The following is a 20,143-nucleotide window of genomic DNA, read 5'->3' as shown; positions in this document are numbered from 1 at the left end:
AAATATTTGTTTAATTATAAACCATCAAGACCTATTTAAGGCTTAATGGTATAAATATCCGGTGCAGGAACCTTTGAAACGGATTCATCCAGATAATAATCAGTATGAGGAGGCTGGTTGTAGCCTACATTCTGCCAAACAATGCTCAATCTGTATTGCGGATTATGCATCAGTGTGTACAAACGGTGATTCGTCGGAATTGTCGAACTGAAAATCCGAAGTTCCTGATTATCTGAGGTTCTGTAAATCACTTCTTCCCGCCAGTCTCCAAATAAATCGGCAACCAAAGAAGGGTTTTTCTTGGTCCCGTTGTTTGATTCACACTGAAAATCTTTAGCGTCAAAAATTATATTTGTTTTTTCTTTATTCCAATCCCATTTTGACACGGAAGTTCCGTCCAAAATTTCGCTTAAAAAATCTCCGTCCCAATAAATCCCCATATTACAGGCAGGATTTTTATCACTGATCTTATTTCCTTTAGTATCATAAACGCCTTTCAGCCCGACTCCGGCAGCCCAGGATTCTGAACCTTGAAAACGGGGATCTATGTTTAAAGACAATCCTCTTCCGGGACCTTGGAATTTGCCTTGCTTGCTGTACACTAAAGATGGTAGTTTCCATAAAACCTTTCCCGTTGCACCCGCTCTGAAGTGTGCACCCGCATCATCAAATCTCTCCTGAATATCAAAAATTTCCAGTCCGGGATGAGAAGGATCCAGATCACCAACATGCAAAGCATCACCGTGACCAAAGCCTGTGCTGTTCAGTATTTTCCCGTTATCATCAACCGTCATTGCTCCAAAGACAATTTCATCTTTCCCATCGTTATCAACATCGGCAATGCTCAAATTATGGTTTCCCTGACCACGGAATTTTTTATTTTCTTCTGAGCTTTCCGTATCAAACAGCCATCTCAAACTGAGCTTTTTATCTTTATAATCCCAGGCTGCGATTGCTGTTCGTGTATAATACCCTCTAGACATAATAATGCTCGGCGTTTTGCCATCCAGATAAGCAACTGCGCCCAAAAACCGGTCTACACGGTTCCCTTTTGCATCGCCCCAGGTTTCTGTAAGCTGTTCGGGAGTAGGATTTAAGCTGCCTTGAAATCTGGGAACAATATAATTAACGGTATTAATTTCCTCACCTGTTTCTCCATTAAAAACAGTCAGAAATTCCGGGCCTGAAAGGATAAATCCGTTTTCATTTCTATAATCTTTTGTGGAGTCTCCGATCCATTTCCCCTTACCGTCTTTGCTTCCGTCTGCAGTTTTCATGACCACTTCTGCTTTACCGTCCTGGTCTAAATCGTACACTAAAAACTGTGTGTAATGTGCGCCTTCCCTAATATTTTTCCCTAAATTAATTTCCCATAAAAATTTCCCATTCAATTTATAAGCCTGAATAATCGGTTCATCTGTAAAACCTTTCTGGCTGTTGTCTTTGGATTGCCCGGTTTGATGAAGGATGATTTCATATTCACCGTCACCGTCCAGATCCGCAACAGAAACATCGTTTGGCGTATATCCAACCGGAGTTTTCAACGGAATTGAAAAATAGGGTTTCTGACTAGCTGCATAGTTCGCAGAATCCTGATCAATCTCCTGATTCTTGGTGCTGGATTTCACAAAATAAGTGTAATTCTTTGTTTTATCTGCCGTTTTATCTAAAAAACTGGTTTCGTTAACCAATGGTTTTTCATTCAGTTTTTTGCTTTTGTTATTTTCGATACGGTATAAATCAAACGGGATATTTTGAGGTTCTGTGCCCAGCAAACGCCAGCTCACAAAAACCCCTGATCCGGAAGGTATTGCAACAATTCCTCTTTTTAAAAACTCCATTTGCCTTTGTGCTGAAAGGAGCTGTGAAAAAAGAATTATCAGTAAAATAAAGTTATATTTTATATTCATAATTCTCAATGATTTAAATTAACACAATTCAATCGATTGCGCAAATTATTTTGATATACTCTGTTTCGTTTTTTATTCTATTTCGAATAGTATAATGGAAATAACTGAACTTGTCCATCCAAGCCGGAAGGCTGAACTTTCCAGTTGGAAGCATCAAAAGCTTTATAATCAATATTTACAAAATTGATTTCATGATAATTACGCCACTGAATTTTATTCTGATCCATATATCGGATTCTATTGGCCATTAAATTGCAAACTTCAATACTAATGGTATTTTTTCCTTTTTTCAGATATTTCCCAATGTTAATTTCAAAAGGAATACTCCAGACAATTCCTGCTTCCTGACCGTTTACGATTACTTTGGCACTTTCATACAATTTATCAAATTTCAAAAGATAATCGTCTGCCTTTTTATTTTTTAAATTTAATTCCGTTGTATAAACACCAGTTCCCGAAAAACTCTGTGTTGAAAGATCTTGTGAAAAATTCGTCCAGGGTTCCAGTTTTTTTAAGTTTCTTGATTTTGGAAGTTCGGGGCCGCCTTCTTTGAAAGTCAGTTGCCAATTTTGATTTAAATTGATGGGAAAATCTGTCTTTTCAATATATTCCCATTTTGGAATTGAGCGATCTGTGGTTTCATTAATTTTTAGAATTAAAGACTGCCCGGATTTCAGCTGAATTCTCACGGAATTATTTTGTGTTTCCGCCACTCCGAAATCTCCGTTTTCCGGATTCATGATTACCGTTTGATTCCCTGTATCATTTAGAGGAATAAATTGATTAATTTCCTTTGCAGTATGGTTAACAATGAAATAGTATTTTCCGCCATCAAACTGTCTTCTCACAAATTTCAATCCGGTTTCCGTTAATTTTTCTCCCTTTATTTTTAAATATTCCAACCCTTTCTCAACATCGGAGTTTAATACAATTTTACCTTTTCCAAATGTGGCAATTTTCATATTTCCTCCCTGATTCTGAAACGGAATCTGGGCCCACAAAGATTTTAATGTTGCTCTCCTTTTTTCGATTTCAAAATATCCGGGAATATCTTTTGGTTCGTTTTGAAAAATAACTGAAGCACCGTTTTGGGCTAATTTAAGAATATTAATTAGCGTAGTTTCCGGCAAATAAGTTAATTCAGGAATGATTAAAACCTGATAGGAAGATCCTCCCTCTGCAATCTGGATTTTCCGGTTTTCCGATTCCGATTCTCCTATCATTTTATCAGAAATCATATCAAGAGAATAGCCCATTTTGTTCAGCTTCGTCAAATTCTCATACATCGGAGCTGGCTGCAGCCATTTTTCCACGTTATGAACTTTAAAGGTTACATCCTTCCCTTTCGGACTGGCCCATTGGTCATAAATTGGCCAGTACATCAGCAGCTCATTATCAGATTTCCCACTCTGTAAAACACTTTGTGTACGTGTAACATAAGAATTTAATCCCGTCAAATGGGGCCATAAACTATTTTCCGGGACAAAATTAACTGAAGCATAAAACAGCCATCCCGGAAAAGGAACATCCGCCGGCGTATAGGTTGTACCGTGGTAAAAAACGTGATTAATCCCGGATAAAAAAACCTGCTCAACTTCCGGTTTAGCCTGCGACCAGGATGTTTTAAAATGTTCAGTAAGCCAGGTAAAAGTTTCGTTTGAAATTAATTGCTTTCCGGTAATATTTGCAGCCGATGAAGCAAACTTCAGCATATTGAAATCAGGAATATCTGACTTTTGAATATCTGCACTGTCTCTTCTCAATCCAGGAATTTCAAAAATAGAGCTTCCGAAAGTTTCAGATTCAGGAATATCAACTGCTGCGTATAAATCCAGTAAATTTCCGGGCGAACCATGTGCCTGATTGGTATTTTTTGAGTTTTTGGAATGAGCCCAGCTTGTAAAATTTTTGGTAAAATTGTTCAAAATCAATTCACTCAGGGTTTCTCTGTAATCTGATTTGATTCTACTCGTTATCTCATTTTCTTCGTTACTGACAAGATATTTGATGTATGGACTTAAGTCGTATCCTCTCCTTTTTTTAAATTCATCTTTAAAATCCGGAGTCCAGTCGGCATTATAAACTTCGTAACTGTCATTGAAAAAAGAACGGATTCCGTAGTTTGAATTTCCAAAAGCCTGATCGAAAGTTTTAAGATAATCTTTCGTTGCATCAGGTGAAAAATGATCTAGGATAAAGCCCTCACCGCCTGGAGCTGCGCGTTTCACTTTTTGAAGTGTCTTCCCCGTAAAAACTGCATAGATGGTCCACTTTCCGGAATCCGGTTTCCAATTGAGAGAGCCGTCGTTTGAAATTTTATCGGTTAAGACAACCGCTTTATTTTTTTCGCTGTAAGCAGTTACAATATCTAATTTTATTGTTTTTAAATTCTTCTGTTTCTCATCTTTCAGGGCAATTTTTCCTGAAAATTTTTCGCCTGATGAAATCATGTACGTCTGAACCATCATTTTTGTGGCTGCATCTTCTTCATCAACCTGAGGGCCACCGATCGGCCAGCCTGTTCCGACGGCCATATCAACTCCCATATTCAAGCTTTTTGCTTTGTTTGTAGTGAATTGAAGCATTTTCATCCACTCCGGAGAAAGATAATTGATGTATTGATTTTCAAAGCCTTTTGCACCATAGATGGGAACAATTTCTACGCCTCCAAAACCTGCTTTATTTAAAGTGGTCAGCTGTTTATTCAATCCTTCTTCATCGACTGCATTTCCCATCCACCACCATCGTGTCCACGGTTTTGCCGTTTCGGTGGTGGTTGGCCAGGGATTTTGTGCGGAAAGATTTCCAAACGCAAAACAAAATACACTTATTTTTATGATAGACTGAATATTCATTTTCTTACTTTTTAATTTCCATCAGGTTTTAAAGCTTCCATAAAGACACTTTCCGGCCAATGAAATGTTTCGACAGCATCAGGTTTTTGGGGATCAAATTTTATATAATTTTTTGAAACAAATTTACTCAAAGGCAATTTTTGCTCGACAATACTTTTAACAACACATTTCGCCAATTCATAAGCTCCATATGTATTAAAATGCGTGTCATCCGCCAAAGCATCCGGTTGATTGGGATAAGAATTTGCAGGATAATAGACAAAAGCTTTTTTAGAGTTTTCCGCTCCCATCGCTTCAAACAACGTTTGGCTCATCAGATTCAAATCAATCAAGAATACATTTTCTTCCTTTGCTATTTCACGCATTGCCGTTGGATAATCGTCCAAAGTATTCACTATTTTATTGTTTTCATCAAAAACCCGACGGTTCATAGAAGTAACCAAAACTGGAATTGCACCCAATTGCTTAGCTTTCTGAATCCATTCTTTTAATCTTTTTCTATATCCGGATGTCGTACTGTTTCCGGATTTCTGGTCGTTATGTCCAAACTGGATAAACAAATAATCTCCTGGTTTTATTTTATTCCAGATTTTATCGATTCTGTGGCGGTCTACAAATGCTTTTAGGGTTTCTCCGCTTTCAGCATAATTGGCAATCACCACCTCTTTCGGAACAAAAAAATACGGCAGCATTTGTCCCCACGATGCCCACGGTTCGTAAAGCGCATCTACGACAGTAGAATCACCGGTGAGATAAATTGTTTTCACTGTTTTGTTGGGTTGGATGGTCATTGCACAAACTTTTGGAGCTTTATCATTAAATTCAATCGTCAGTAAATTATCCCAATGTAAATATTTTCTTTCTCTCGATTTTAATTTTACAGTCCCAATTTCAATTCCATTTTGGTTACGAATAATACTGTCTTTAATGTGAACGGTTATCAATTTTTCGACAACTTCACCTTCTTTTGTCTTCACATCGTCCAGCATCAGCCGGCGGTTTTCCACACGAACTGTTGTTTCAGAAGTTCTTTTAGAATCGCCTAAACTTAAATTAATATCGTAATTTCCTTCCGGAATTACCACCGAAAAATAGAAAGGTTTGTCGCTGGTGATATAATCTCCCGTCAATGCATTTCCTCCATTGTCAACGGACTTCAAGCCGGAAATATCCATAAATCCATAACCCATTTTTCTGTCGAATTTAGAATGTTCCGTAATGGGAATATAACCATCCTGAGCTCTGCCTCCTCCAAAATCAAATTTAAAATTGGTTTGTTGTGCAAACATCGATGAACAAATAAAAACGGTTATAATTCCTATCCAGTTTTTCATAATCAATCGGTTAAAATATTGACTTCCGGCATTGTAAACTGCTTCTTTTCATCTCCTAAATCAGGTAAACCGAAATAGAAATACAGTGTTCTTTTAAACTTTCCGGTCAGGTGATTTAGTTCACTTTCCGGTCCTAAAGATTCAGTTTTATCATTAATATTAAAAGCCAGAACAGTTCCCAACGGCGGAATTGCATCTAAAAATGAAATATTTCCGGTTGGCAATTTCGGATAACCTTCTGCCCCATAAATTCCGTAAAAATCAAAGAGTCTTACAAACATCTTTTCTTCTTTTGTCCCAATGGTGATTTTCCCTTCTGCGGTATCTAATTGCAGCCACGAAATATCATCGTAATATCCTTTAAATTCAGGATAAATCCAAGGTGAAAAACCGGTTCTTGTTGAGTTTTTCAAATTCTGCCAAACATTATAGGTCTGTCCCTGAGCTCTGTTTTTCCAAACATGATAAGGCCCTTTTCCGAGCCATTTTGCACTCATTACATAATTTTCAGGATAATCAAAACTTACGCCTGCAAATGGATAATCTCCTGAAAGGGAATATTCATAATTTAGTTCTAAAATTCCGTTGGAATTCAATTTCCAGTAAATTTTCTTTCCGTCTTTGCCGGAAGCTTCAACAACTTGATTTTTCCCTTCTGCAAATGATTTTATTGAAGATAATTCCATTTTTCCATCCACAAAAATGGGCCCGTTCCTGAAGGTTGTTTTCTTTCCTTTTTTATCGATGATAACTGATTTCAGTAATCCGTCTTTTTTATCAATTGAGAATTCTTTTTCTTCTAATTTTAAAATAAATAAAGAATCATTTTCTACCACAGAAACCGGAAATTCTTTGATTAAAGATTTTGAAAACTGTTTTGAAATTTCATCATTAGAAGCAATTTTCCATGTCCAGGTATAAATTTCTTTTCCAAAAGGATCGGTTGCCATTAATAATAAACCTTCATTTTCTTTCCAGTTTGAAGGAAGATTGAGATTGATATTTCCTTTTTCACCTGGTTTTATATTTGGTGATGCTGCTTTTCCTTTTTGAATTACTTCAAATCCTGATTCGGAAGAAAAAGGTGTCTTAAATTTCACCAATTTCCACTCAAAATTACATTCACTTAAATTCGTAAAATGATATCGGTTTTCAATTGAAATGCTTCCATTAAGATCATCCGGAAGCGCTTTCAAATCAATTTTTACAGGACTGTAAATTTCCCGAATGGCATAAAAACTTCCTTCTTTTTCCCGATGCGGACCAACAACTCCATCCGGAGCATTGATGGCATTTACATCAATTTGATTATTGAAATCCGTCCGCACCAAACCTTCATCCGCAAAAGCCCAGAGAAAACCTCCCGCTCCTCTTTTGGAATTCCAGTGAAGTTCCCAATAATCGGCTAAGGAAGTTCCGCCACCGCCATCATCCTGTGCATGCAAAAACTCAGTCGGCATATAAATATTTTCTCCTTCAAGGATTTTTTTTGTGCTGTAATAATCTTCATAATGATTGCAATCTATCCCGTTAAAAGCATTTCCGGGTTTATGATGGGCGTGAATTACCGGACGATTTGACAAATCATATTTTGCAAATTCTGCATCCAAATCGAAATTATGTCCACCTTCATTTCCATTGCTCCAAAAAATAATTGAGGGGTGATTAACATCTCTTATAGTCATTTCTCTGACAAGCTTTTTTCCAACTTCCGTACTGTATTTTTTTTGCCAGCCAGCCAATTCATCCAAAACATACAAACCTAACGAATCGCAAATCTGAAGGAATGATTTATTCGGTGGATAATGGGAGCAGCGAACGGCGTTCATATTCATTTCTTTAATGAGCTGAACATCCATCAAATCAATATTTTTATTTACAGAACGACCGGTTTCAGGCCACCAAACGTGTCGATTGATGCCTTTCATTTTAATTTTTGTTCCGTTGATGTAAATTCCGTCGCCTTTTTTGATTTCAATGGTTCTGAACCCGAATTTTTCTTCGGTTTGATAGATGCTTTTTTTATTTTTCTTTAAACTGAATTTCGCTTTATATAAGTTGGGCGTTTCTGCTGTCCAGAGTTTTGGATTTTTAACGGAGAATTGAATCTGTTCTAAAGTATCTCCTTTTTCGATTTTAACCTGAGATTCGCCAACGAGAATGTTTTTAGCATCAAATATTTCAACTTTTAATTGATTGACTGACTCAATTCCTTTTAAGTAAATATTTGAGCGAAAAGTTCCGTCTGCTTTGGCTTCTATAGCTGTCCAGGAAATATTTTCCTTAGAACTTGCTTCCAGATAAACAGGCCTGAAAATCCCTCCCAAAATCCAATAATCTGCAAGACGTTCTGCGTTGTTAACGGATTTATCAGCAGACATCTTGGAAACTTTGACTTCAAGAATATTTTCTTTTCCGAATTTTAATTTGTCTGAAATATCATATTTAAATTCATAAAAAGCGCCCTGATGAATTTCACCGGCGAGCTGCCCGTTAATCTTCACTTCGGTATCGGTCATTGAACCTTCGAAAACGATATTAACCGATTTTCCTTTCCAAGAATCTGGAACCAGAAATTTATGTTTGTATAAGCCTATTTCGTCGTTAAATTTAAAATGTTTACCATACGTCACATAATCTCTTCCGTAATTGCAGGAGCCAAATCCCTGCTGTTCCCATTGTGAAGGAACTTGAATTTTGTTCCAGTTTCCGGATTTCCTCCCACCATTGATCCAAAAATCCCATTCTTTTGTATGCTCAGAATCGGTCCCGCTCAGAAACTGAATTTCCTTAGATTGAGAATGCAATAATTGAGAGCATAAACATATCAGAACAAATATTTTGGAAAAACAACTCATTTTGCGGCAATGTCGGAATCGTCTTTTTTGTCGTATGACTTGTCTAAAGAAGCTACTTGGGTAACGTTTACTTTAATTTTTTTCAAATTTTTAATCGTATCCAAATTTTCCTCTTTGGGTTTTAACGCTTTTATATTTAGGTTTTCCAACGTGAAGTCTGTCAAATCATACAAATCAGATTTTTCAACATCGAATGCCGTTTCACAATTGATGTCAATATTTTTTATCAGAATGTTGTTTGCTAAAGATTTTTTAGGTTTTTCTTCTCCTTTCAAATCGAAAAACTGATTCCAGCCTTTTACATACAGGAAAGTTTTTACGTTTCCGGTTATATTCTCAACCGTAATGTATTCGTAATGTTGAGGCGTATCCGGTCTCATTTTAAGATGTAGCAGTCTTGAAGCATCTTTCACTTTTGAGTTACGCAGAATTACGTTGTAATTATGGATAGATTCGCTGCCACAAGTCAGAACACTATGGCAAAATCCAAAGCTGTTGTCTTCGATGATGATGTTTCTATTTTCGCCATTTTCAGGAGCTTTATCGGCTTTCGGACCTTTTCCGCCTTTCAATGCAATCGCATCGTCGTTGACCGACATATAGCAATTTTTAATCAGGAAATTTGTGCAGCCATCGATGTCAACGGCATCTGTACTTGGTGCTTTCACCGGTTCTTTCGGTGCTAAAATTGTCAGATTTAATAATTTTACAAATTCACTCTTATAATAGTGAGTGCTCCAGAAAGGGGAATTTTTCACGGTAATTCCTTCAACCTGAATGTTTTTAGAATTGGATATATAAATGATTCTTGGCCTCATTTCGTCCATATTCGTGCATTTAGGATTCCACTCGCGTCTTTTCCAGAATGCTTTCCAAAAGCGCAATCCATTTCCATCCAGCGTTCCTTTTCCTGAGATGGTAAAGCCATCCAATCCGTCTGCGTTGATTAATGCCGGAAAATATTTTACAGTCTGCCCCTCCATTCTTGTTTCTACAACCGGAAAATCACTAATATCATCGCTACCTTTTAATTTCGCGCCGTTCTCCAGATATAAATGCGTTCCCTGTTTAAAAAAAACGGAACTAATCAGAAATGTTCCTTTGGGCACAATGATTACCCCGCCACCATTTTTAGCCGCCAGATCAATAACTGCCTGAACCTGTTTGGTCTGAAGAACCGTACTGTCATTTTTTACTCCATTATCGGTAAGAATATATTTTTTCCCTAACTTATTGATGTCTGTAGGTGTATTTTCTTTAAACCATTTGGGAATTTTGGTGCCGTCGGGGAATTTATCCTGGCTTTTTACCCCTGATGAAAACAATAAGAGCACAAACAGAGTTAATAAGAAGTTTGAGGTATTTTGAGATTTCATAATTAATTTTTTATTGTAGAACCTGATTTTTTATTAATAAAATTTAGTACTCAAAAGAATGACAAAATAAAGGAATATCATTTTAAATAAAATTATTCCGTTTCTTTTCATAAAAAATCAGTCAATAATTTTCGACGGTCTAACGAAAATTATCCTTTTATTTCATTTTCATAAAAATATACATTTTGGAAGCGTACACTATCCTGCTCTTTCATGTTGATGGATTTTTATTACACTTAGAGATTTAAATAATCAATGAAATTTATAAACTCAAGGCTTCCGGAGTAAAATTACATTGGGTAACATCAACCTGTTTTCCAAAAAAGTTAATCAATTCAAATATATTTTAGATTTAATCTGATTTTAATCACTCATAATCTTGTATAAAATCATAATATTTCCTTTTTGATAGACATAATTTGATTAAATTTACGATTATAATGTATGTCATTTTGAACATACTGAAAACTTCAGAAAAAGCATGTATGAATAAGAAAAATGCCACAATATATGACATCTCGAAAAAGCTTAACGTAAGTGTGGCAACTGTTTCCAGAGCATTGAACGACCATCCGAGAATAAGCCAGGCAACCAAAGATTTGGTGAAGAAAACCGCCAAAGAAATGAACTACAAGCAAAATAACCTTGCCAAAGCTTTAAAAAGCGGGGAAACAAAAAACGTAGGAATTATCGTGCCTTACATTAATACCAATTTCTTTTCATCTGTAATCCGGGGAATTGAGGAAGAGCTGTCTCCGCATGGTTATCATGTGATTATCTGCCAGAGCCATGAGGATGTAAATATTGAGAAAAGGCACTTAAACACCTTGCTTAATGCCCAGGTTGACGGAATTTTCATGTCGGTTTCTAAGACAACTGTTGATACAACACATATTCAGAATATTTTGGATACAACCAACACTCCTATTATATTTTTTGACCGTAAAAAAGACATTTCAGGCATCAGTACGGTAACTATAGACGACTATCGCGGCGGCTACATGGCAACGGAACACCTGATTAATGAAGGCTACAGAAATATTTGCCATTTTTCCGGAGATCTTAATCTCGAAATTTATGAAAAACGTCTGAATGGGTACAAACAGGCTTTAATTGATCATAATTTAAGTGTAAAAGAGGAAAACATCATCACAACCGGAAGTTCGATCGATGAAGGAATTGATGCGGTAAAAAAACTTTGGGATAAAAAATCCGTTCCGGATGCCATCTTTTCATCAAGTGATTTTGCAGCGTTGGGTGCTTGTCAGGAATTGAAAAAGCGTAAGATCAAAATACCTCAGGAAGTTGCCATTATTGGCTTTTCTAACGAACCTTTCACTCAGTTTATGGAGCTTCCGATGAGTTCCGTTGACCAAACTCCTGTAACGATGGGGAAAATGGCGGGACAGGTTTTCATTGAAAATGTAAAGGAAAATGGTTCCGGGGTTTCTATTGAGAAAAAGGTTGTGCTGGCTCCGCAGCTTTATATTAGGAAGTCTTCGAAAAGGAGATAATTTTTCTTTTGTCTTGATTTCTGAAAAGAATCTAAACTCATCTTTTTGCATTTAAATTTTGGCTAAAGCCATTGATTCTAATTATTTTTGAAAACGGGCTAAAGCCCGTTCTTATTGATATAGGCTTTGCGTTTATTTGTGAAGATTTTGTACTATTTATGTTTAAATTTACTCCTAAAGAAAATGCTTCCCACAAACGTAGAAAGCATTTTCAACCCTAATATTTATATAATTAAAACAATTATAAACTTACTCCCCGTCTCCAGGGAATAAAATCGTTTTGATTCAAAATTGCAGCTTTTGTTTTTACCTCTCCGCTTGCGATTTCGATGATAAATTCTAAAAGTTCTTCTGCTTTTTCGTCGATTGTTTTTTCACCTGTAATTACGTCTCCTGTGTTGAAATCAATGATGTCGGGCATTCTTTGTGACAAAGAAGTATTTGATGAAATTTTCACAACGGGAACAACCGGATTTCCTGTCGGAGTTCCTAAGCCTGTTGTGAATAAAACTACGTTTGAGCCCGAACCGACTAAGGCAGTTGTACATTCCACGTCATTTCCAGGGGTACATAATAAATTTAAACCCGGTTCTTTAATGTATTCCGTGAAATCTAACACATCATTTATCGGTGATGAGCCACCTTTTTTAGCCGCTCCTGCAGATTTCATGGCGTCGGTTATGAGTCCATCTTTAATATTCCCCGGCGATGGATTCATATCAAAACCTGAGCCTGCTGCAACGACAGATTTTTCAAAATCTTTCATTAACTGTAAAAATCTTTCGGCATCTTCTTCGTTGACGCAACGGTTCACCAATTCCTGCTCTACTCCACATAATTCCGGGAATTCTGAAAGGATGGTTGAACCTCCGATTCCAGCCATTAAATCTGATAATTGTCCTAAAACCGGATTCGCAGAAATTCCTGAAAAACCGTCTGAACCGCCACATTCCAATCCTAAAACTAACTTTGAAATCGGGGCCGGTTTTCTTTCAATTTCATTGGCTTTTTTGATGGCCTCATAAGAATCTTTGATAATTCCGTTGAGCATTTCGTCAACCGTTCCGGATTTTTGCTGTTCGTAAACGATGATCGGTTTTTTATTGTTCGGACTGATTTTTTGCAATGCATCTGTAAAAATCTGAACCTGTAAATTCTGACATCCCAAGCTCAAAACCGTTGCTCCGGCAACATTCGGATTGTTCACATAACCTGCCAATAACCTTCCCAACGCTTCCGCATCCTGACGAATACCGCCACAACCACCTTGGTGAGTGATGAATTTCACTTCAATATTTTTAAAAACTCTTGAATCCTGATCTTCTTCAACAGCGGTTTCCGTTTCAGAATTATTGATTAATGATCTTAATAATAACTGATGTTTTGTTACTTTTTCAAATAACAATTCTTTTTCAAAAATATCTTTTAAAATCTCAACATTTCTGTTTTCACAAAAGACTAAAGGAAAAAATAACCAAACGTTTTCTGTTCCGACCTGTCCGTCTTCTCTGTGATACCCCATGAAAGTTTTATCTTTCCATTTGTCAACATTTGGAGCAGTCCAAGCCGTTGTTTCTGTTTTGCCTTCTACTTTTGCGCTTTGGTGCTTAACGTTTTCAGTCGTGATAACCTCTCCTTTCCGGATCGGCTGACTCGCTTTCCCCACCAAAACACCGTACATAATAATCTCATCTCCAACCGCAAGATCTTCGGTCACGAATTTGTGTTTCGCCTTCGTGTCTTTTATAATATCATACGTAAGATCACCCAAAGTAACAGTTTCTCCCTGCGTCAGGTCAACCAATGCCACTGCTACATTATCTTTGGGATTTACTTTCAGTACTTTCTTTTGCATAATTTTTTAAGAATAAAATTGTATAAAGTTGTGGTATGCAGTTTCGATATCATTATGGTCTATTTCCCACAATGCTTTTGCTACTGCAGATTTCAAACCATTAACCTTTGTAAGGTCTGTGTCCCAGAAAATGGTTTCGCTTAACGCCAATTTTGCAACTTTTTCATAATCTTCGTTGCCCCATATTTCTTTAAATCTGTTTACTATTACTTCCTCATCATTTAAAGGCAGAACATTTTCACCCAAATTCCCTTGATAGAACCGGATTAAACTTGCCAATGAAAAGGTTAAGTTAAGCGGTAATTTATGGTTAATTTCAACATATTTCAATAAACTCGGAAGAATTCTCACTTTAAATTTAGAAACAAAATACAAGGCGATACTTGCCTGATAATGCTTGATAAAAGGGTTTCTGAATCTGTCGAAAACTTCTTCAGCAAAATATTTCAATTCACTTTCATCCAAACCTAATGTAGGATTAATCTCATTGAAAATCGTTTCACTTAAGAATTTACCTAAAAATTGATCATCAATAGATTCTTTTACCGTTTCTTTTCCTGATAAAATTGCCGGAGCTAACATTAATGTGTGACCACCGTTCAAAATTCTCACTTTTCTCAAACGGTATGGCTGAATATCATCAACAACCAAAATTTGCTCGTCAATTGTATCGAAAGGAATTCTTTCTTTTAAATTTGCCGCGTCCTGAATCACAAAAAGCAAAAACACTTCTGAAACCACCATCATTTGATCTTCGTAATTCAATTGGTCCTCGTAGGATCCTGCATCATCTTTCGGATAACCCGGAACAATCCTGTCTACCAATGTATTGTGGAAATAATTGCTTTGTTCAATCCATTGCACAAAGTTATCATCTAAATTCCAAAGTTGGGCATATTTTAGGATAATTTCTTTTAAAGCCAAAGCATTGTCTTCGATCAATTCGCAAGGAATAATTCTCAACCCTTTGTCTTCTGCTCCATTGAAGTGTCTGAATCTTTCATGCAATAAAACCGTTAGTTTCGCAGGAAAATTCTTGTGCGGACCGATGTAATTATTTTCTGATTCATCATAAGCAATTCCCGTTTCTGTCGTATTGGAAAAGATAAATTCTAATTCTTCCTCTTCCGCTAAAGCTAAGAATTCATCATAATTGGTATATGGATTAATTGATTTTTGAATCGCAGAAATCACCTGTTTTGTATCAATGATCTCACCTTTTTTAATTCCTCTTGAGAAAAGTGTGTATAAATTATCCTGCTCTTCCAGTTTATGAACCGAACCGCCTGCCGTAGGTTGAACGTTTACGATTCCTGCCTTAAATCCTGCTTCTTTATTTAATTTATCAATCACATAATCTGTGAATCCTCTCATAAAATTCCCACCGCCAAACTGTACAATTTTGATTGGAAGCTTTTCCTGAGAACCGTGTAATTCACGATTTAATTTCTGTTTTATCTGATTTTCCATCATTATTTACTTATAACTTTATATTTTGGAACCAATGATTTCATCACCGTCCATGCAATTAGATATGCCACTGCACAGATTGAAAAAATGACCATGTATCCTTTGTCAATTCCGTCTGAAATAACCGCTCCTGACTTTTCTAATTGTTCAAAAAAGCCTTCCGGCAAACGATCGTTGACGTATTGAGGATATTTTTCCAATAGAGGAATTCCGTCAACGGTTGTCCAAGCTTTATGAGCGTAATCAAACAATAATCCTGAAGATTTATTGATTAAAAATGAACCGATTCCACCTGCCATTCCTCCAATTCCCGTAATAGTTGCAATGGCTTTTTTAGGAAACATATCGCCAACTGTCGAGAAAATATTTGCAGACCAAGCCTGGTGCGCTGCTCCAGCAATTCCGATAATCAATACCGGAATCCAATAGGTAATCGTACCTAAAGGTTGTGCGAAAAGTGCTAGCAGAGGGAAAAATGCAAAAATTAACATTGCTTTCATTCTTCCTGTGTAAGCGTTCATTCCTCTTTTTTCAACAAAATATTTTGGAAGCCAACCTCCGATGATTGACAATAAAGTGATCATATAAAGGACGAATAATGGTAATGCACTTTGCGTGGAATCCATTTTGTAGACTGAACTTAAATAAGCCGGTGTCCAGAATAAAAAGAACCACCAAATCCCGTCTGTCATAAATTTTCCGAACGCAAAAGCCCAAGTCTGTCTATAGCTGAAACATTCTCTGAAAGTAAATTTCTTTTCCGGGATGCTTGTATCTTCATTGGGCATATCGTCCTGATCCTGCTGAATATACATTAATTCATGTTCGTTAACTTTATGATGTTCGTGAGGTTTTTTATAGTAGAAAACCCAAAGTCCCATCCACACAAATCCCAACGCCCCAATGATAATAAATGCCCATTCCCAACCCATAGCTTTCGCGATAAAAGGAATGGTAACCGGCGCTGCCAAAGCCCCAACTGTCGCTCCTGCATTAAAAATACTGGTAGCCAAAGCCCTGTCTTTTTTAGGGAAATATTCCGCCGTAGTTTTGATCGCTGCCGGAAAATTTCCAGCTTCACCAACCGCCAATACAAAACGTGCAAAAATGAACAAAGTAACACTCGTACTGATGATTGAGCCGACGTTGTCTACCCGGCTGATAATTTCTTTAGATTCTACAAAACCTACCAGCCAATTTCCCGTTAAAACTCCTGAAGTTGCAATTCCGCAGAAAGCATGTAAAACCGCACCAACAGACCAAATAGCAATCGCCCAAAGGAAACCTTTTTTGGTATCCATCCAGTCCACAAATTTTCCTGCGAAAAGCATACTTACCGCATAGAAAATTGAAAATAATGCCGTGATATTTCCATAATCATTATTGTTCCAGTGAAATTCGGGTGCAATAAAGTCTTTCCATGTCAATGATAAAACCTGACGATCCAAATAATTAATGGTCGTGGCAATGAACAGCAAAAAGCATATCGTCCATCTGAATGTACTCGGTTTAAGAGACTTAACTGAGCTCATATTAATAGTAAGAATTTAGTTATTATTTAAAGCCTGAATAATTTCCAGCACTTTTTTTGTTTCATTTTCTATAATTGCATAGTCTTTAGCAAGCATTAATTCTTTGCTTACCAATTTGCTTCCCATTCCCACTGCAGAAACACCGGCTTTGAACCAGCTTTCAATGCTTTCCTTTGTCGTATCAACACCACCTGTCGGCATAAATTTCAGATTCGGGAAAACATCTTTAATAGCGCTCATAAATCCAGGCCCTAAAACGTTTCCGGGAAATAATTTAATGAAAGTCACTCCCGAATTTTCAGCTTCTATAATTTCTGTCGGAGTCATACAACCCGGACTGTACAACAGGTCTTTTGGAATTAAAAATTCGGCAACTTCAGGCACAAAACCCGGGCTGATAAAGAAATCTGCACCCATTTTATAATATTCTTCGGCTTGTTGTACATTCTTGATTGTTCCGATTCCCAAAAGCATTTCCGGCATTTCCGCATTACGGATTTCTAGCATCTTCGTGAAATTACTCAAGGCAGATTCACCACGGCTTGTATATTCCACCGCATGGATTCCTGCTTTGTAAAGCGATCTTAATATTTCCAGAGTTACCATTTCATCAGCATTATAGTATAGAGGCAAAACTCCCTGGTTGATGATGGTATTTGTAACTAATTGAATTTTTGTCATGTTTTTTGACTTTTGTATTAAGACTTCGACAAGCTCAGCCTGACAATGTTTTATAGTTTAGTTAATGGCCAAAAGCCATTTACCTTTTTATTCTTCCTCCTGAATCTCCGTTCATTACCTCCAAAATATCTTCTGCACTGCAGTAATTGATGTCTCCAGGAATCGTATGCTTGATTGCACAGGCTGCGTTGGCAAATTTCAATGCTTTTTCGTTATCAAAATTGATTAAACCATAAATCAAACCTGCTGCAAAAGCATCTCCTGTCCCAATTCTGTCAACCACAGGATTCACTTCCAGAAGTTCTGTTTCAAAATAATTATCTTCAACCAAAGCTCTTCCCTGTGTCTGCTGAGAACTTGCTGTAACGCCGATTCTTATTTTGTCGAAAATCTTATGAATAGAAGGAATTTGCTGTTTTAATTCTTTACAGGCTTTGATGAAACCTTGTTTATCTGATGAAAACTGGGTTCCGAGAATTTCATTAATTTCATTCACTCCACCGATGAAAATCGTTGAATATGAAACCAATTCTTTCAAAACTTCGTTCCCGTTTTTCCCATATTTCCAAAGATTTGAGCGGTAAGCCGGATCAGATGTAACTTCAATTCCCAGTTCACGGGCTATTTGTAAACCTTGTTTCAAACTTTCATAAGCTGATTCGGAAATTCCGGGGCTGATGCCTGTCCAGTGGAAATATTTGCAGCCTTCAAGGGCTTTTTTCCAGTCAATTTGTTCAGATTTTATGTTTGCAAAAGAACCGTTTAATCTGTTGTAAGCAATTCTGCTTGCACGAACTGAAGAGCCTACTTCCAAAAAATACAAACCTAAAGGATATTCATTTTTGTTGATGAAAGTCGTGTCGATTCCAAAACTTTTGATGAAAGAAACCGCCGATTCACCCACAAAATCATCGGAAACACTACTGATATGTCTCACATCACAACCCATTGTTGCCAATGAAGACGCTACATTAAGCTCTGTTCCGCCGAAAAAGAATTCCATTTCATGGCTTTGCTTCATGGTTCTGTTTCCGGGTGGTGACAGTCGCATGATGACTTCCCCGAATGTGACTATTTTGTTACTCATAGTTTTAATTAACCGTTTAAGGTAAATTTTCTTTTATTTTTTAACCATTAAAATTTATTTAAGGAGTTTAGAAAAGTTAAGCTTGGCCTTGCCTTAAGACTATTTAAAATCAATTTGATTTTTCTTAATTCAATTTAACATCTTAAACTTCCTTAATGGTTTAAAATTTTATTTTTATCTCTCGCAGATTTTGCAAATTTTACAGATGATTATGTTAAAAAAGTTCTGCGTAATCAACTCAATCTGCGGAAGATTTTTATTTAATTTGAAATTTAAAAATCAAAATAATTTTTAGCATTATGATAACAAATATCTGAAATTGTTTTACCGATGAGTTCGATATCATCAGGTAATTCCCCGTTTTTCATTTCTTCTCCGAAAAGGTTACACAATACTCTTCTGAAATATTCGTGTCTAGGATACGAAAGGAAGCTTCTGGAATCCGTCAGCATTCCGACAAAACAGCTAATCAATCCCATATTGGAAAGAGCGTTCATTTGCTTGATCATTCCGTCTTTCTGATCTAGGAACCACCACCCTGAACCGAACTGTACTTTTCCTTTGATGCTGCCGTCGTTGAAATTCCCGATCATAGTCGCAAAAATTTCGTTGTCAGCAGGGTTTAAATTATATAAAATTGTTTTTGTCAATTTATCTTTTCCGTCTAAAGTGTTTAATAATTTAGACAAGGTTTCAGCCTGAACGAAGTCACCGATAGAATCCCAACCTGTATCCGGGCCTAGAATTCTGTGCATTCTTTCATTATTATTTCTCAAAGCTCCCAAATGGAACTGCTGAACCCATCCAAATTTGTGATAAGCTTCACCTAAGAATAATAAAATGGCTGTTTTGAACTGATTGACCTGCTTTTCTGCGATTACTTTCCCTGATAATTTATCATTGAAAATCGTACTTATTTCTGCTTCTGTAAATTCTTCGAAAGAAATATTATTCAATCCATGGTCGCACAGTCTGCATCCGTTTTCATGGAAATATTCAATTCTTTTTAGTAATGCATCGCACAATGTCTGGTAAGAATTAATTTCAATTCCGGCCGATTCGCCTAATTTTGAAACATAATCCGCGAAGTTGTGGTTTTCAATTAAAATCGCTTTATCCGGGCGGAAGGCTGTACTTACTTTAATACTAAAATCGCTTTTCGCCAAATCCTGGTGATAATTCAATAAATCTGTAGGATCTTCTGTTGTGCACAGAGATTCCACATTCATCATTTTTAATAAGCCTCGTGTCGATTTTTCAGGAGTCTGAAGCTGAGCGGTGATGTTTTCATAAATTTCAGATGCATTGTCTGCATCTAATAATTCATCAATTCCGAAATATCTTTTTAATTCTAAATGCGTCCAGTGATACAAAGGATTTCTCAATGTATAAGGAACCGTTTTTGCCCAAGCTTCAAATTTTTCCTTGTCTGAAGCATCTCCCGTGATGAATTTTTCGTTCACGCCCATGGTACGCATCGCTCTCCATTTGTAATGGTCGCCTGCAATCCAAACCTTTGAGATATTTTCAAAGACAGTGTCTTCTGCAATATCTTTAGGAATCAAATGATTATGATAATCAATAATGGGTTGCTTTTCTGCATACTTGAAATATAATTCTTCAGCGTATTTATTTTGTAGTAAAAATTGATCTGTAATAAAAGGTTTCATT

Annotated in this window: 12 protein-coding genes; 1 reads left to right on the top strand and 11 read right to left on the bottom strand. The window is 36.6% G+C overall.

Annotated elements, in window-relative coordinates; genetic code table 11:
- Positions 1–35: 35 nt before the first annotated feature.
- The 5 genes from ACTJIV_RS11820 to ACTJIV_RS11800 form a co-directional block, all read right to left on the bottom strand.
- Positions 36–1,841 (bottom strand): rhamnogalacturonan lyase, encoded by a 1,806-nt coding sequence (locus ACTJIV_RS11820; RefSeq protein WP_440627662.1) that lies wholly within the window; start codon positions 1,839–1,841, stop codon positions 36–38.
- A gap of 146 nt (positions 1,842–1,987) precedes the next feature.
- Entirely contained in the window at positions 1,988–4,765 is a 2,778-nt protein-coding gene (locus tag ACTJIV_RS11815) for a glycosyl hydrolase (protein WP_440627660.1), read from the bottom strand.
- Between the two features lie 11 nt (positions 4,766–4,776).
- Entirely contained in the window at positions 4,777–6,099 is a 1,323-nt protein-coding gene (locus ACTJIV_RS11810) for a rhamnogalacturonan acetylesterase (RefSeq protein WP_440627658.1), read from the bottom strand.
- A gap of 2 nt (positions 6,100–6,101) precedes the next feature.
- On the bottom strand, positions 6,102–8,906 hold the full coding sequence (locus ACTJIV_RS11805; protein WP_440627656.1) for a glycoside hydrolase family 2 TIM barrel-domain containing protein: 2,805 nt from the start codon (positions 8,904–8,906) through the stop codon (positions 6,102–6,104).
- Positions 8,907–8,953: 47 nt separating this feature from the next.
- The gene (locus ACTJIV_RS11800) at positions 8,954–10,333 is read right to left on the bottom strand and encodes a rhamnogalacturonidase (protein WP_440627654.1); all 1,380 of its coding nucleotides are present in this window, start codon (positions 10,331–10,333) and stop codon (positions 8,954–8,956) included.
- Positions 10,334–10,818: 485 nt separating this feature from the next.
- On the opposite strand from ACTJIV_RS11800, the gene ACTJIV_RS11795 reads away from it, so the two are divergent.
- Positions 10,819–11,847, top strand: a complete 1,029-nt coding sequence (locus ACTJIV_RS11795; RefSeq protein WP_440627652.1) for a LacI family DNA-binding transcriptional regulator — start codon at positions 10,819–10,821, stop codon at positions 11,845–11,847.
- A gap of 241 nt (positions 11,848–12,088) precedes the next feature.
- Here the strand turns inward: ACTJIV_RS11795 and ACTJIV_RS11790 are convergent, their stop codons facing one another.
- The 6 genes from ACTJIV_RS11790 to uxaC all read right to left on the bottom strand — a co-directional run bounded on the left by ACTJIV_RS11790 (position 12,089) and on the right by uxaC (position 20,142).
- Positions 12,089–13,702, bottom strand: a complete 1,614-nt coding sequence (locus ACTJIV_RS11790) for a UxaA family hydrolase (RefSeq protein ID WP_440627651.1) — start codon at positions 13,700–13,702, stop codon at positions 12,089–12,091.
- A 6-nt stretch (positions 13,703–13,708) separates the two neighbouring features.
- Positions 13,709–15,172: a tagaturonate reductase gene (locus ACTJIV_RS11785; protein WP_440628214.1), complete on the bottom strand. Its 1,464-nt coding sequence runs from the start codon at positions 15,170–15,172 to the stop codon at positions 13,709–13,711.
- Positions 15,173–15,174: 2 nt separating this feature from the next.
- A complete protein-coding gene (locus ACTJIV_RS11780) occupies positions 15,175–16,704 on the bottom strand; it encodes an MFS transporter (protein ID WP_440627649.1) in 1,530 nt (509 codons plus the stop codon).
- A gap of 15 nt (positions 16,705–16,719) precedes the next feature.
- On the bottom strand, positions 16,720–17,385 hold the full coding sequence (locus ACTJIV_RS11775; protein ID WP_440627647.1) for a bifunctional 4-hydroxy-2-oxoglutarate aldolase/2-dehydro-3-deoxy-phosphogluconate aldolase: 666 nt from the start codon (positions 17,383–17,385) through the stop codon (positions 16,720–16,722).
- A gap of 79 nt (positions 17,386–17,464) precedes the next feature.
- Positions 17,465–18,472, bottom strand: a complete 1,008-nt coding sequence (locus tag ACTJIV_RS11770) for a sugar kinase (RefSeq protein WP_440627645.1) — start codon at positions 18,470–18,472, stop codon at positions 17,465–17,467.
- Positions 18,473–18,744: 272 nt separating this feature from the next.
- Complete coding sequence (gene uxaC, locus ACTJIV_RS11765) at positions 18,745–20,142, bottom strand: glucuronate isomerase (protein WP_440627643.1); 1,398 nt, start codon at positions 20,140–20,142, stop codon at positions 18,745–18,747.
- Position 20,143 lies beyond the last annotated feature (1 nt).

The sequence above is a fragment of the Chryseobacterium sp. 22532 genome (assembly GCF_052044665.1).
Lineage (GTDB): Bacteria > Bacteroidota > Bacteroidia > Flavobacteriales > Weeksellaceae > Chryseobacterium > Chryseobacterium lathyri.
The sequence above is the reverse complement of the archived record's forward strand: the minus strand, read 5'-3'. Positions and strand labels throughout refer to the sequence as shown.